The 13,787-nt window shown below is 66.0% G+C and carries 13 protein-coding genes; 11 read left to right on the top strand and 2 right to left on the bottom strand.

Going from position 1 to position 13,787, the window contains the following annotated elements:
• Positions 1 to 37: 37 nt before the first annotated feature.
• From IEX43_RS15325 to bcp, 10 genes are all read left to right on the top strand, one after another.
• Positions 38 to 1,267, top strand: coding sequence for a M20 metallopeptidase family protein (locus IEX43_RS15325; RefSeq protein ID WP_188812319.1), 1,230 nt, complete (start codon positions 38 to 40; stop codon positions 1,265 to 1,267).
• Positions 1,268 to 1,323: 56 nt separating this feature from the next.
• Entirely contained in the window at positions 1,324 to 2,613 is a 1,290-nt protein-coding gene (locus IEX43_RS15320) for an MFS transporter (RefSeq protein ID WP_188812318.1), read from the top strand.
• 259 nt (positions 2,614 to 2,872) lie between these two features.
• Positions 2,873 to 3,400 carry a hypothetical protein gene (locus tag IEX43_RS15315; RefSeq protein ID WP_188812317.1) on the top strand — a complete coding sequence of 176 codons (528 nt, stop codon included), beginning with the start codon at positions 2,873 to 2,875 and terminating at the stop codon, positions 3,398 to 3,400.
• A 235-nt stretch (positions 3,401 to 3,635) separates the two neighbouring features.
• Positions 3,636 to 4,436 (top strand): hydroxypyruvate isomerase family protein, encoded by an 801-nt coding sequence (locus tag IEX43_RS15310; RefSeq protein ID WP_188812316.1) that lies wholly within the window; start codon positions 3,636 to 3,638, stop codon positions 4,434 to 4,436.
• Positions 4,437 to 4,509: 73 nt separating this feature from the next.
• The gene (locus IEX43_RS15305; protein WP_268238374.1) at positions 4,510 to 5,427 is read left to right on the top strand and encodes a 2-hydroxy-3-oxopropionate reductase; all 918 of its coding nucleotides are present in this window, start codon (positions 4,510 to 4,512) and stop codon (positions 5,425 to 5,427) included.
• A gap of 119 nt (positions 5,428 to 5,546) precedes the next feature.
• On the top strand, positions 5,547 to 7,325 hold the full coding sequence (gcl, locus tag IEX43_RS15300) for a glyoxylate carboligase (RefSeq protein ID WP_188812315.1): 1,779 nt from the start codon (positions 5,547 to 5,549) through the stop codon (positions 7,323 to 7,325).
• A gap of 29 nt (positions 7,326 to 7,354) precedes the next feature.
• Positions 7,355 to 8,569 carry a glycerate kinase gene (locus IEX43_RS15295; protein WP_188812314.1) on the top strand — a complete coding sequence of 405 codons (1,215 nt, stop codon included), beginning with the start codon at positions 7,355 to 7,357 and terminating at the stop codon, positions 8,567 to 8,569.
• On the top strand, positions 8,562 to 9,905 hold the full coding sequence (allB, locus tag IEX43_RS15290; RefSeq protein WP_188812312.1) for an allantoinase AllB: 1,344 nt from the start codon (positions 8,562 to 8,564) through the stop codon (positions 9,903 to 9,905). Before IEX43_RS15295 ends, allB begins: the two co-directional genes overlap by 8 nt.
• 9 nt (positions 9,906 to 9,914) lie before the next feature.
• Positions 9,915 to 10,601 (top strand): winged helix-turn-helix domain-containing protein, encoded by a 687-nt coding sequence (locus IEX43_RS15285; RefSeq protein ID WP_188812310.1) that lies wholly within the window; start codon positions 9,915 to 9,917, stop codon positions 10,599 to 10,601.
• Positions 10,602 to 10,681: 80 nt separating this feature from the next.
• On the top strand, positions 10,682 to 11,161 hold the full coding sequence (bcp, locus tag IEX43_RS15280; protein WP_188812308.1) for a thioredoxin-dependent thiol peroxidase: 480 nt from the start codon (positions 10,682 to 10,684) through the stop codon (positions 11,159 to 11,161).
• 118 nt (positions 11,162 to 11,279) lie between these two features.
• On the opposite strand, the gene IEX43_RS15275 is transcribed toward bcp, so the two are convergent.
• Together IEX43_RS15275 and IEX43_RS15270 are read right to left on the bottom strand one after the other, a co-directional pair.
• The gene (locus IEX43_RS15275) at positions 11,280 to 12,776 is read right to left on the bottom strand and encodes an MFS transporter (RefSeq protein WP_188812307.1); all 1,497 of its coding nucleotides are present in this window, start codon (positions 12,774 to 12,776) and stop codon (positions 11,280 to 11,282) included.
• 59 nt (positions 12,777 to 12,835) lie between these two features.
• Positions 12,836 to 13,039, bottom strand: a complete 204-nt coding sequence (locus tag IEX43_RS15270; protein ID WP_188812306.1) for a hypothetical protein — start codon at positions 13,037 to 13,039, stop codon at positions 12,836 to 12,838.
• Between the two features lie 112 nt (positions 13,040 to 13,151).
• Here IEX43_RS15270 and IEX43_RS15265 point away from each other — a divergent pair, with 112 nt between their 5' ends.
• Entirely contained in the window at positions 13,152 to 13,730 is a 579-nt protein-coding gene (locus IEX43_RS15265) for a GNAT family N-acetyltransferase (RefSeq protein WP_188812305.1), read from the top strand.
• The last annotated feature ends 57 nt before the right edge of the window (positions 13,731 to 13,787 follow it).

Genomic DNA, 13,787 nt, shown 5'->3' with positions numbered 1-13,787 from the left:
TCCACAGACCCGAAAAGCTGAGCTCAGGAGTTATAAAGTGCCCGTGATTGAAGACGCCAAGGAACTGCAGGGGGACCTCACCCGTCTCCGCCACGATCTTCACCGGCACCCCGAAATCGGGCTGCACCTCCCGCGGACCCAGGAGAAAGTCCTCCAGGCCCTCGACGGGCTTCCTTTCGAGATCACCCTGGGCAAGGAAACCACCTCTGTCACCGCAGTGCTTCGCGGGGGCAAGGCCGCGGCAGGCAACCCCGGCGCCCAGCGGCCCGCGGTTCTCCTCCGCGCCGATATGGACGGCCTTCCCGTCCAGGAGAAGACGGGCGCGGAGTTCTCTTCCCAGTCCGACGGCGCCATGCACGCCTGCGGCCACGACCTGCACACCTCGATGCTCGCCGGAGCCGCCACACTCCTTGCCGAGAAGCAGCACCTGCTGCAGGGCGACGTCGTCCTGATGTTCCAGCCCGGCGAAGAGGGGTGCGACGGTGCCAGCTACATGATCCGCGAAGGCGTCCTTGATGCCGCCGGAACCCGCGTGCAGGCGGCTTACGGAATGCATGTGTTTTCCTCGCTCGAGCCCCACGGCACCTTCTGCACCAAGCCCGGCGTGATGCTGAGTGCCTCGGACGGGCTGGAGGTCACCGTCCTCGGCGCAGGTGGCCACGGCTCCGCCCCTCATGCTGCGAAGGATCCCGTCACAGTGGCTGCCGAAATGGTCACCGCCCTGCAGGTCATGGTGACCCGGCAGTTCAACATGTTCGATCCGGTGGTGCTCTCGGTGGGTGTGCTGCACGCCGGCACCAAACGGAACATCATCCCCGAGACTGCCCGCATCGAGGCGACGGTCCGTACCTTCTCCGAAGCTTCCCGGCTGCGGATGATGGAGGCCGTGCCCCGCCTGCTCAAGGGAATCGCGGCAGCCCATGGCGTGGAGGTCCACGTGGACTATCAGGAGGAATACCCGCTCACCATCACCAACGAAGACGAAACGCACACGGCGGAGAAGGTCATCTCGGGACTTTTCGGCGAGCGCCGCCTTTCCCGCTGGGCCACTCCCCTGAGCGGTTCGGAGGACTTTTCCCGGGTACTCGCCGAGGTGCCCGGCACGTTCGTCGGCCTCAGCGCCGTCGCCCCAGGCGCCGATCCGGCCGCCTCACCGTTCAATCACTCCCCTTATGCAACGTTCGACGACGGCGTGCTGGCTGATGGAGCTGCGCTCTACACCGAACTGGCCACCTCGCGCCTTGCCGCGCTGGCGGCGGCGGCCTGACCCGCCGTCGTCCTTCCCATCCCCATCCTCTTCACCACGAACCTGAGGAAGTACCCATGTCCATTGCAGTAACCAAGCAGCAGACTGGACGCGTGTCCACCACCAAGACCATCGTCGGAACCGGCATCGGCAACGCCGTCGAATGGTACGACTGGGCCATTTACGCCACATTCACGCCCTTCATTGCCAGCCAGCTCTTCAGCAAGGCCGACCCGGCGTCGGCGGTGCTGTCCACCCTGGCGATCTTCGCCGTCGGCTTTGTGGCACGTCCTTTCGGCGGCTTCCTCTTCGGCTGGATCGGCGACAGGGTGGGCCGCAAGACCTCGATGACCCTCGCCGTCGGACTCGCCTCGCTGGGCAGCCTGATGATCGGCATCGTTCCGACCTTCGCGAGCATCGGCGCCTGGGCGTCCCTGATGCTGCTCGTGGCACGGCTCATCCAGGGCCTGGCGCACGGCGGCGAGCTGCCGTCGTCGCAGACCTATCTGTCCGAGATGGCCCCCAAGGAGCACCGCGGCTTCTGGGCCACCCTGATCTACACCTCCGGAACCGTGGGGATCCTGTTCGGCACACTGCTGGGCGCCGTCCTTAACATGACCCTGACCGCGGAGGCCATGAACGCCTGGGGCTGGCGCATCCCGTTCCTGCTGGGCGCGGCCATGGGGCTGTACGCGCTCATCATGCGCTCACGGCTGCACGAGACCGAAGCGTTCGAGGGCGAATCGCTGGCGGAAAAGCGCGCACCGCTCTGGCCGCAGATTGTCCGCCACCGCAAGCAGGCGCTCCAGGTCATCGGCCTGACGGTTGGACTGACAGTCATCTACTACGTCTGGGGAGTCGTGGCTCCCAGTTACGCCACCACCGCCCTGAAGATCGACCGCGGCGAAGCACTCTGGGCAGCCGTCATCGCCAACATCGTCTTCATCGCCGCACTTCCCTTCTGGGGGAAGCTGTCTGACCGCATCGGGCGCAAAAAAGTCCTGTGGTCCGGGGCCATCGGTTCCGCCGCGATGCACTTCCCCATGACCTGGCTGCTCAAGGATGCAGCCTGGCAGCTGGCCGTAGGCATGTCCGTGATGCTGATCTTCATCGCTGCGAGCGCCGCGATTGTCCCGGCTGTTTACGCCGAACTGTTCCCGACGTCCATCCGCACCGTCGGCGTGGGTGTGCCGTACTCCATCTGCGTGGCAGTGTTCGGCGGCACCGCACCGTACCTGCAGCAATGGCTCGGAACCACCATGGGCGTGCCGCAGCTGTTCAACATCTACGCGGTGGTGCTCCTGGCCGTGAGCGCGGCATTCGTGTTCACCATTCCTGAGACGAAGGGCAAGGACCTGACGCACTAGGCGCGGGTGGGAGCGCAACCAAAAAGGGTAGACACCACCCTAGCGCGGCTCGAATTGCAGGAGCAGGATTTAACTACCGGATCACAACATCGAATGAGGCCGGATACGCCCCCACTAGCAGGGCGCACTTTGAAAATGGGACAAGCAGGCTGCGGCCGCCATGCTGATTGCGATGCTCAGCCAGGCGCGCGCTTACTCGGCCCGCACGGGGAATCGCACCCTTACAAAATTGTGAACCGCATCCTTATCAGGAGCACAAATGTCCATCACTCCATCAACAGGAATCCGCTCAACTCGGGCCAGGATCGCCCTGGTCCCGCTTCTCTCACTGGGCCTGCTCGGGGGCTCCGTGGCGTTCGCCGGCCCAGCCCTGGGGCATGACGACCGGCGTGACGACCGGCACGGGTGTACCGTCAAGCCGCTGGACCCCAAGGACCTCCGCGGCAACAAGGTCGACTTCAGGATCAAAGTCCAATGCGACGACAAAGACGGCAAGAAGGACGGCAAGAGGACCGTCCATATCCGCCAACTCCGCTACGAGGACGAGAAGGGCCCGCGGCGTACCGACGACCTCCTCGGCCGTTCCCACTTCTACGAGGAATTCAAAAAGGACGATGACAAGGCCAGGACCATCCACAGCGTTGACAAGGTGCGCAACCTGGACCGCCGGGGCGCCGAAGAGGTCTACCACGTTGTCTCCTTCCGTGTGCAGAAGGGCAACGGGGACTGGTCTGACTGGACCAAGTGGGAGATGAGCGAGGTCGTTGAAGTTACGAGAGGCCGCTGACAGGGCAGGACTTTTCAATAAGAAAGAAGCAAAAGAGCCAGGGGCCACCGCCCCTGGCTCTTTCGCTTGCCAACTCCCCTAAGGCAGCGCACTCGGGCAAACTGCGCCCCTTGACTCCCCCGCCCCTCATTCCCTACACTTTTCATAAAGCAGAATCTAAATTCCACAAAGCGGAAAGTTTATAAAGACTGGAAGCAAGGGAAGATGGATCAAGCCCTCCTTGGAAGGACCTACGATGACGTACACAGTGAACTGCTCCATCCTCCTCACGGAGCTGCCCCTGCTCGAGCGCCCTGCAGCAGCCAAGGCAGCCGGCTTTGACGCCGTCGAGTTCTGGTGGCCCTTTGAGAGCTCCGTCCCGTCCGACGCCCAGGTCACCGAATTCGAGAACGCCATCCAAGACGCAGGGGTGCAGCTGACCGGCCTGAACTTCAACGCCGGCAACATGCCCGGCGGCGACCGCGGGCTGGTCTCCTGGAAGGGACGCTGCTCCGAGTTCAAGGACAACATCGACGTTGTAGCCGGTATCGGCGAGCGTCTGGGCTGCAAAGCCTTCAATGCTCTTTACGGCAACCGGCAGGACGAGTTCACTCCCGAGGAGCAGGACGAGCTGGCGGTCAAGAACCTGGCCGCGGCCGCCGAAGGCGTCGCCCGGATCGGCGGGACCGTCCTCCTCGAACCGGTCAGCGGAGCACCCAAGTACCCGCTCCTCACCGCTGCCGACGCACTCAACGTCATCGCCCGCGTGAAGGCGGAGGCCGGCGTCGGCAACATCAAGCTCCTCGCCGACTTCTACCACCTCGCAGTCAACGGCGACGACGTAGCAGCTGTCATCGAAAACCATGCCAAGGACTTCGGCCACATCCAGATCGCGGACAACCCCGGCCGCGGCGCCCCCGGCACCGGCACTCTCCCCCTCGGCGAGTGGATCGCCCGCAGCCGCGAACTCGGCTACGAGGGCTACATCGGCCTCGAGTACAAGGAGCCGCAGGAAACGGCCTTCAGCTGGGCCATCCGCCAGCGCGTCAGCCAGTAATCCCCCGCCCCACCCAACTGAGTAGCGCGAAGTGTCGTTTTGAGCCCCCATAACGACACTTAACGCTACCTAGTTGGGTAACCCCACACAGACTTCAGGAAAGAGAACCATCATGAGCAACGTTGCAGTTATCGGACTCGGAATCATGGGCCTGCCCATGGCCATCAACCTGGTCAAGGCTGGCCACACCGTCACCGGCTTCAACCGCAGCCAGGACAAGATCGACAAGCTGGTCTCCGAAGGCGGCAAGGGCGCCACGAGCATCGCGGACGCCGTCAAGGATGCCGACGTCGTCATCACCATGGTGCCGGACTCCCCCGACGTGGAGGGCGTAGTGGGCGGCAAGGACGGCGTCTTCGCCAACGCCAAGCAGGGAACCTTGTGGATTGACGCCTCCAGCATCCGCCCCGACGTCGCCAAGCGCCTGTCGGATGAAGCCCGCGAAGCCGGCATCCGCCCCCTCGACGCCCCGGTCAGCGGCGGCGAGCAGGGTGCCATCGACGCCGTCCTCTCCATCATGGTCGGCGGCGACAAGGAAGACTTCGACGCCGCCTCGGACGTGCTGAACGCCGTCGGCAAAACCATCGTCCACGTGGGCCCCTCCGGCTCCGGCCAAACCGTGAAAGCCGCCAACCAGCTCATCGTCGCCGTCAACATCGAGGTCCTCGCGGAGGCCATCGCCTTCCTTGAGGCCTATGGCGTGGACACCGACGCCGCCCTCAAGGTCCTCGGCGGCGGCCTGGCCGGCTCCAAGGTCCTGGACCAGAAGGGCCAGAAGATGCTGGACCGCAACTTCGACCCCGGCTTCCGCCTGGCCCTGCACCACAAGGACCTCGGCATCGTCACCTCCGCCGCCCGCGAAGCCAACGTCGCCGTCCCCCTCGGCGCCGTCGTCGCCCAGCTCGTCGCCGCCACCGTCAACCAGGGCGACGGCGCACTGGACCACTCCGGACTCTTCAAGCAGGTCCTCCAGCTCAGCGGCCGGAAGTAACCCGCCCCACCCCACGAAGTTTTTGTCCAGATATGCGGACTTGAAAGCCCCAAAACCCTGCATATCTGGACAAAAACTCCTTCAGCACACCCAAAAACAGACTTCAGTAGGAGCACACCATGAGCAAGATGCGTACCGTTGATGCAGCGGTTGCCATCCTGGAAAAGGAAGGCGCCATCGAGGCGTTCGGCCTGCCAGGAGCCGCGATCAACCCCTTCTATTCCGCAATGCGCGCCCACGGCGGCATCCGCCACACCCTGGCCCGGCACGTTGAAGGCGCCAGCCACATGGCAGACGGCTTCAGCCGCGCCAAGGACGGCAACATCGGCATCTGCATCGGCACCTCCGGCCCGGCCGGCACGGACATGATCACCGGACTGTACGCCGCCTGGGCCGATTCCATCCCCATGCTCTGCATCACCGGCCAGGCACCCGTCGCCAAGCTGCACAAGGAAGACTTCCAGGCCGTGGACATCGAATCCATCGCCAAGCCCGTCACCAAGATGGCAATGACCATCCTGGAGCCCGGCCAGGTTCCCGGCGCCTTCCAGAAGGCCTTCCAGCTGATGCGCTCCGGCCGCCCCGGTCCCGTGCTGCTGGACCTGCCCATCGACGTGCAGATGGCCGAGATCGAGTTCGACATCGACACCTACGAGCCCCTCCCCGTCGAAAAGCCCAAGGCCTCCCGCAAGCAGCTGGAAAAGGCCCTGGACATGCTGACCGCGGCCCAGCACCCGCTGATCGTGGCCGGCGGCGGCATCATCAACGCCGGCGCCTCCGCGCAGCTGGTTGAGCTGGCCGAGACCCTGAACATCCCCGTCATCCCCACCCTGATGGGCTGGGGCACCATCCCGGACGACCACCAGCTGATGGCCGGCATGGTGGGCCTGCAGACCTCGCACCGCTACGGCAACGAGAACTACCTGCAGAGCGACTTCGTCATCGGCATCGGCAACCGCTGGGCCAACCGCCACACCGGCGGCCTGGAGACCTACACGGCCGGCCGGAAGTTCGTGCACATCGACATTGAGCCCACCCAGATTGGCCGCGTGTTCTCGCCGGACCTGGGCATCGCGTCCGACGCCGGTGCGGCGCTGGCCGGGCTGGTTGAGCTCGCCAAGGAGCGCAAGGCGGCAGGGTCCCTGCCGGACTACAGCGCCTGGGTTGCCGAGTGCCAGGACCGCAAGGCGGCACTGCACCGCAAGACGCACTTCGGGAACATCCCCATCAAGCCGCAGCGCGTGTACGAGGAGATGAACAAGTCCTTCGGCCGCGACACCATCTACGTGTCCACCATCGGCCTGTCCCAGATCGCCGGCGCGCAGATGCTGCACGTGTTCGGCCCGCGCAAGTGGATCAACGCCGGCCAGGCAGGTCCCCTGGGCTGGACCGCCCCGGCCGCCCTCGGCGTGGTCCGCGGCAAGCCTGACGAGACCGTGGTTGCGCTCTCCGGCGACTACGACTTCCAGTTCATGATCGAGGAACTGGCCGTGGGTGCGCAGTTCAACCTGCCGTACATCCACGTGGTGGTGAACAACTCCTACCTGGGCCTGATCCGCCAGTCCCAGCGCGGGTTCAACATGGAACAGAACGTGTCGCTGGCCTTTGACAACATCAACTCGCCTGAGACCAACGGCTACGGCGTGGACCACCTCAAGGTGGCTGAAGGCCTGGGCTGCAAGGCCGTGCGCGTGGAGGACCCCAACGACCTCGCCGCCGCCTTCGACAAGGCCAAGGCACTCATGGGCGAGTTCCAGGTTCCCGTGGTGGTGGAAGTGATCCTGGAGAAGGTCACCAACATCTCCATGGGCGTGGAAATCAACGCCGTGAACGAGTTCGAGGAACTGGCCGAGACCGCCGCCGACGCCCCCACCGCCATCCTGGCCCTGCAGGCCTAAACGCTGAAGCCCTAGAAAGAAAGACAGCCATGCGCATTGTCATTGCCCCGGACAAGTTCAAGGGGTCGTTGTCCGCCCCCGAAGTCTGTGCGCACCTGGAAAAGGGCCTGCAGCGGGGCGCGGGCGGGAACCTTGACGTGATCCCGATTCCCGTAGCCGACGGCGGTGAGGGAACCCTCGACGCCGCCGTCGGCTCGGGCTTCACCCGCCGCAGTGCCGTGGTGGCCGGACCAACAGGGGAACCGGTCACGGCCGAGTTCGCCGTCCGGGGCAATGAGGCCGTCATCGAGATGGCCGCGGCCTCGGGCCTGGCGCTTCTCCCGGCCAGTGCCCTGGTGGACGGGTGTCCGGGCCCGGCGGCGGCCGCCACCGCCACGAGCCTGGGCACCGGCCAGCTCATCCGCGCCGCCCTGGATGCCAGCTGCAACCGCATCATCCTGGGCGTGGGCGGCAGTGCCAATACCGACGGCGGCGCCGGAGTCCTGCAGGGCCTCGGCGCCAGGCTCCTCGATGCCGCCGGCAACGACCTTCCGTCCGGCGGTGCCGCTTTGGCCCGCCTGGACCGGATCGACTTCAGCGGATTCGAACCCCGACTGAAGGACACACGCTTTGTGCTGGCATCCGACGTCGACAATCCCCTGTTGGGCGCCCAGGGCGCCGCGGCGATTTTCGGCCCGCAGAAAGGCGCCACACAACAGGACGTCGGCATGCTCGACGCCGCCCTGGCCAGGTTTGTCGAAGTCCTGGCCAGGGAAATCGGTTCGGAAGGCCCGTCCAACAGGGCCTTCAAAGCGGCGGAAGCCCCCGGCGCCGGAGCGGCAGGAGGCGTCGGCTACGCAGCCATCGCCGTCCTGGCCGCAACCCGGCGCCCGGGCATCGACGTCGTTCTGGAATTCACGGAATTGGAGCAGAGGCTGGCCGGCGCCGACCTGGTGATCACCGGCGAAGGCAGCCTGGACGAACAAAGCCTGCTGGGCAAGACCCCCATGGGCGTGGCCCGGGCAGCCGCGGCGCAGGGCGTCCCGGTGGTTGCCGTCTGCGGGCGGACCACCCTCGCGCAGGGGCAGGCGGCCGCCGCCGGATTCGAGGACGTTTACGCTTTGACCGAGCTTGAAAGCAATGTAGACAGGTGCATAGCAGAGGCAGCGCCGCTTCTGGAGCAGCTAGGCACACAGATCAGCGGAAGGCTGGCAGCCACCACGCTGTCCCGCTCCGCAACCACCAAGGAGGACCTCCATGTCTGAAGAACGTTTTGACCTGGTCATCCGCGGCCAGCGCATCCTCACCACCGCCGGCCTGGCTCCACGTGAAGTGGGCGTCCGCGGCGGCAAGATCGTGGCCCTCGAGCCGCTGGGCAACGGCCTGGCCGGCGCGGAAGTCATCGAACTGGCTGACGACGAAACCCTCATCCCCGGCCTGGTGGACACCCACGTCCACGTCAACGAGCCCGGCCGCACCGAGTGGGAAGGCTTCGCCTCCGCCACCCGTGCAGCAGCGGCCGGCGGCGTCACCACCATCATCGACATGCCGCTGAACTCCGTCCCGCCCACCACCACCGTGGCAAACCTCAAGCTCAAGCGCGAGGTGGCCGAGGACCAGGCGTTCGTCGACGTCGGATTCTGGGGCGGTGCGATCCCCGGCAACAAGGGCGACCTGCGTGCCCTGCATGACGAAGGCGTGTTCGGCTTCAAGTGCTTCCTCCTGCACTCCGGCGTGGACGAGTTCCCGCACCTGGACGCGGACGAGATGGAGGAGGACATGGCCGAGCTCAAGTCCTTCGACTCGCTGATGATCGTCCACGCCGAGGACTCGCACGCCATCGACCGCGCCCCGCACCCCGGCGGCGACCACTACCAGACCTTCCTGGCCTCCCGCCCGCGCGGCGCCGAGAACAAGGCCATCGCCGAGGTGATCGAACGGGCCCGCTGGACCGGTGCGCGTGCGCACATCCTGCACCTCTCGTCGTCGGACGCGTTGCCCATGATTGCCAGCGCAAAGCGCGACGGCGTGAAGCTCACTGTGGAAACGTGCCCGCACTACCTCACGCTGATGGCCGAGGAAATCCCGGACGGCGCCACTGCCTACAAGTGCTGCCCGCCCATCCGTGAAGCCTCCAACCGGGAGCTGCTGTGGCAGGGCCTGCTGGACGGCACCATCGACTGCATCGTCTCGGACCACTCCCCCTCCACCCTGGACCTGAAGGACCTGGAGAACGGTGACTTCGCCGTGGCCTGGGGCGGCGTCTCGTCGCTCCAGCTGGGGCTCTCACTGATCTGGACCGAGGCCCGCCACCGCGGCATTCCGCTGGAGCAGGTGGTGTCCTGGATGGGCGAGAAGCCCGCCGCCCTGGCCCGCCTCTCCACCAAGGGACAGCTGGCGCTGGGCTACGACGCCGACTTCGCCATCTTCGCCCCGGACGAGGCCTTCGTGGTGGACGTTTCCAAACTCAAGCACAAGAACCCCATCACCCCGTACGACGGCAAGGCCCTCTCCGGCGTGGTCCGCAAGACCTTCCTGCGCGGGTCCGTCGTGGACGGGCAGACCCCCACGGGCAAGCTGATCCGCCGCGGCGGAGTCTAAGGACGCGCCATGGCAGTGGAAGCCCACCATCCGAGGACGGGGGCACGTCCCGGAACCATCGCCAGGCCTGCCTTCACCGGGGCAGCCGCCCGCGGCCTCGCCGTGTGGGTGGTCCCGGAGGACGGCACCAGCCCGGAACTCCTGGCCCGCGCCGCCCAACTGGTCCTGGCCAGGGCCCTCGAAACTGCTCCGGAGGCGGAAGTCCACTGGCCCGCCGCCGGAGCTCCCACGCCGGGGTCCTCCGCTTGCGCGGGGGGAGCCGCAGACGACTCCTCTCATGCTCCCTCCGCCGCGGAGGACCCTTCCGGCGCCCCCTGCGGGGCACCAGGGGAGGACGACGGCGGCACCCGGCTGCCGCCGTCGGCCGGCCCCGTGAGCCGCATGGCGGTGGACCTCGCCGCTGACCAGGTCCTCCTGGACGGACGGCGGGTGCCGCTGACCGGCGTCGAATTCAAGGTCCTCCGGTACCTGGTCACGCACCTGTCCCGCACAGTGGGCAGGGAGGAACTGCAGGAGTTCCTGGACTCGTTCGAAACCCCCGGCGCCTCGGCCCGGTCCATCGACGTGTACGTGGGCAGGATCCGCCGCAAGCTCGGGAATGCCCGCCATGCCGTGGCCACCGTCAGGGGCGGCGGCTACCAGTTTGTACCAGGTTCCTGCGCCACCGTCCGCGGGCCGGCGGAATACTGCATATGACGCCGGAGTTGTATCACTGAGCGGGAAGCCGCTTCACTTGATGTTTTGCCAGTAATGACAAAGTCTTCCAAAGGAACACCATGAGCCCCACCCTGACCACCAAGCTCCAGCCCGGAACCCCGGCCCCTGACTTTACCCTTCAGGATGCCCAGGGCCGCGAGACTGCGTTGGCCGATTACCGTGGCAAGAACGTGATCGTGTACTTCTACCCGAAGGCCGCCACCCCTGGCTGCACCACCGAGGCCTGCGACTTCCGCGACAGCCTGGCTTCCCTGCAGGGCAAGGGCTACGAGGTCATCGGCGTCTCCCCCGACGAGCCCGAGGCGCTGGCCGGCTTCACCGGCGACTTCTCCCTGACCTTCCCGCTGCTCTCCGACCCGGACCACGCAGTTGCCCTTGCCTACGGCGCCTGGGGCGAGAAGCTGGTCAACGGCGAAATCACCGAGGGTCTGGTCCGCTCCACAGTGGTGCTGGATACCGAAGGCAACGTTGTCCTGGCCCAGTACCAGGTCAAGGCCGATGGCCACGTGGCCGCCCTGAAGGAAGCCCTGGGCTTCTAACGCTCTCTCACTTACCGCAGCATTTCCCCAAACGCTCTCGCACCTACTGCAGCTTTTCCCCGGACGCTCTCCCACTGGTCACCATCCCACTGGTCAGCGGTGCGGGGGCGTTCGGTGTTTACGCAGCGGTGTCCGGTGCCCGCGACTCTTCTGCCGCCGCCTGTGCGTACGACGCCGAGACCCGGCGGTAGACCGGCGTGAGGAAAGCCAGCAGCGCGGCGATGATCATGATGGCCCCGGCCACGAGGAATACGAGGGCGATGCCGCGGGAGGTGCCCTCGCCCAGCAGCGGGGCCAGCTGGGCGGCGCCGTCGGCGGACCGGGCGTAGGGAATGATCCAGAACTGGGCGATCGGGGCGATGAGGAAGGCCGTGACGGGCGATGCCGCGGACTCGAAGGCCATGGCGAACCCGAACACACGGCCCTGCCGCTGCAACGGCACCACCTGCTGGATTACTGTCTGCTCGGCGGCTTCCACGAAGGGCACCAGGACCAGGTAGGCCCATATGCCCGCGATGTACAGCCACGCCCACTCCCTGATTGTGAAAATTGCACCGAGGAAACCCATCAGGGCCACAGCAAGGAGCAGGGTGCGCAACGGGTTGGACCCCAGCCCGAACTTGCCGATCAGCGCACCGCCCACAAGGATCCCCGTGAACCCCACGGCGGAAAAGATGCCCCACAGCTCCACGGGGAACATCTCCAGGCCGTAGGGATCCATCAAGGCCATGTAGACGCCGCCAATGAAGTTGTTGAACGTGGAGAACAGGATTAGGGCAAACAGCCCGGATATGGCCAGCACGGCAGCAAGGGAGCCGCGCAGGTCGAAGCTGCCGTGGGCATCCGTGGCTGCCGCCCGGACTTCCTCGGGCATGCGCAGGGTGAGCAGGTGCAGGAACGCCAGTGCAGTGAGCGCAAGCGCGACGGCGATGGTCCAGCCCATGCCGAGCAGCCCCACCGAGAGCCCGGAGAGCACGGACGTGACAATGAACATCAGTCCCTGCACCATGCCCACCAGTCCATTGGCGTTGGCGCGGCGGTCCGGCTCGATCAGGATGGTCACCGTGGTGGAGAGGGCAATGTTGCGCATGTTTTCAACCACCGCGCCGATCAGGATGACCAGCGTGAACACCCAGAACCACGGCCGGGCCAGGTCGAGCAGCCAGGCGGTGGGCGTCAGCAGGAACATGGCCCCGGCCAGCGCGAACATCACCAGGGTGAAGGCCGCGGCGAATCGCATCACGGCCAGCTTGCGGTAGCGGTCCACGAAGGTGCCGAAGCTGATGCTGGACGCGGCAATCAGCAGCATGTACGCGCCGCCCACTACCCCGGTGGCAATCACGTTGCGCGTCTCCAGGTACACCCAAAACGTCAGTGCGAACCAGAGATAGCTGGTGGTGACGTTGGCGGCCGCGGTGTTCACCAGGATCCCGGCGAAGGTACGGGACCGCTGGGCCGGGGTGCGCACAGAAGTGTCGACGGCGCCCGGATCAGTGAGGCGCGGAGCCTCACCCTCCTCGGGTGCGGCGGACGCGACTGCAACGTCCTCGCTAAGTCTTTTCCCGCCGTCGGAAGCCGCAGCGGCGCGCGGCGGGACCGGCTCCTGCTCGGTCATGCGTCCCAGTGTAATAACAACCCTGGAGCATGGACACGGTCAGGGTCCGGGGGTTTTTGTCAGCGCTTGTCTCGGTCGCTGAATTCCTCGTCCAGCTCGTAGTGGCGGAATTCGGTTTCGGGGTCGGGTTCGCCGTCTGCCACTACCTCGTGGTCGAGTTGGCGCTGGACCTGGCTGTCCAGGACTTGCAGCTCCTGGTCCGTAACCTTCTCCAGGTCTTCGGGAAACTGATCGTCCGGAGTGAGGTGCAGCTTGTCGTTCATTATGCCCGCCATGTCTATCCGCAGTTGCCGTGTCGGTACAGTGTAGCCGTGCTGTCGTCAAGCAATGCGGGCGCCGTTGCAGAGCGCCGCAGCCCGGTGACAGGATGGCCGCATGGGCATCGAGGTCCGTCCCGCAACCAGCTTCGAGGACGTCAAAACCATGGTCGGACCCAAGCGGCCCGACGCCAACGTTTGCTGGTGCCTGAGCTACCGCATCCCGTCCAAACAGAACCAGGCGCTGCGCGGGACCGAACGCGGGGAACTGGTGCAGCAGCTGGTGGCGGAGGATCCCCCTCCTGGGGTCCTGGCGTACGACGGCGGCGAGGTAGTTGGGTGGGCAGCGGTCCATCCCCGTGCGGACACCAGTTTTGCCGGCAACCGCAGGATCCCGTACGTGGATGACGCGAAGGTGTGGTCCGTCTGGTGCATCAGGGTGCGGCCCGGGTACCGGGGCACAGGCATCTCGCACCACCTGCTGGCCGGCGCGGTGGACATGGCCCGGGCCTACGGGGCACCGGCCATCGAGGGGTACCCGGTGGACAACGGCGGCCGGAAAGTGGACCTCACCATGGCCTATGTGGGCACGCGCAAACTGTTCGAGGATGCGGGCTTCACCAAGGCCGCGGACACCGGATCAGTGCTTAATGGGTTTCCGCGGGTGCTGATGCGGCTGGAACTGCCGCCACGCTGAAGGCGTCAGGGTTTCTTCCACCAGCTCCGTGGCCAGTCCTCGTCAATGGCCCACAGC

This window comes from Pseudarthrobacter polychromogenes (genome assembly GCF_014644495.1).
Classification (GTDB): Bacteria; Actinomycetota; Actinomycetes; order Actinomycetales; family Micrococcaceae; genus Arthrobacter; species Arthrobacter polychromogenes.
Note: the sequence above shows the minus strand (reverse complement) of the source record. Positions and strands in the feature narration are given on the sequence as shown.

What these genes read in the sequence shown, in the direction of transcription:
- IEX43_RS15295 (WP_188812314.1), top strand. Translation starts at nt 7,355, where the DNA reads ATGCGCATTGTCATTGCCCCGGACAAGTTCAAGGGGTCGTTGTCCGCC.
- IEX43_RS15265 (WP_188812305.1), top strand. Translation starts at nt 13,152, where the DNA reads ATGGGCATCGAGGTCCGTCCCGCAACCAGCTTCGAGGACGTCAAAACC.
- IEX43_RS15310 (WP_188812316.1), top strand. Translation starts at nt 3,636, where the DNA reads ATGACGTACACAGTGAACTGCTCCATCCTCCTCACGGAGCTGCCCCTG.
- bcp (WP_188812308.1), top strand. Translation starts at nt 10,682, where the DNA reads ATGAGCCCCACCCTGACCACCAAGCTCCAGCCCGGAACCCCGGCCCCT.
- IEX43_RS15320 (WP_188812318.1), top strand. Translation starts at nt 1,324, where the DNA reads ATGTCCATTGCAGTAACCAAGCAGCAGACTGGACGCGTGTCCACCACC.
- IEX43_RS15275 (WP_188812307.1), bottom strand. Translation starts at nt 12,776, where the DNA reads ATGACCGAGCAGGAGCCGGTCCCGCCGCGCGCCGCTGCGGCTTCCGAC.
- IEX43_RS15285 (WP_188812310.1), top strand. Translation starts at nt 9,915, where the DNA reads ATGGCAGTGGAAGCCCACCATCCGAGGACGGGGGCACGTCCCGGAACC.
- IEX43_RS15315 (WP_188812317.1), top strand. Translation starts at nt 2,873, where the DNA reads ATGTCCATCACTCCATCAACAGGAATCCGCTCAACTCGGGCCAGGATC.
- allB (WP_188812312.1), top strand. Translation starts at nt 8,562, where the DNA reads ATGTCTGAAGAACGTTTTGACCTGGTCATCCGCGGCCAGCGCATCCTC.
- gcl (WP_188812315.1), top strand. Translation starts at nt 5,547, where the DNA reads ATGAGCAAGATGCGTACCGTTGATGCAGCGGTTGCCATCCTGGAAAAG.
- IEX43_RS15270 (WP_188812306.1), bottom strand. Translation starts at nt 13,039, where the DNA reads ATGAACGACAAGCTGCACCTCACTCCGGACGATCAGTTTCCCGAAGAC.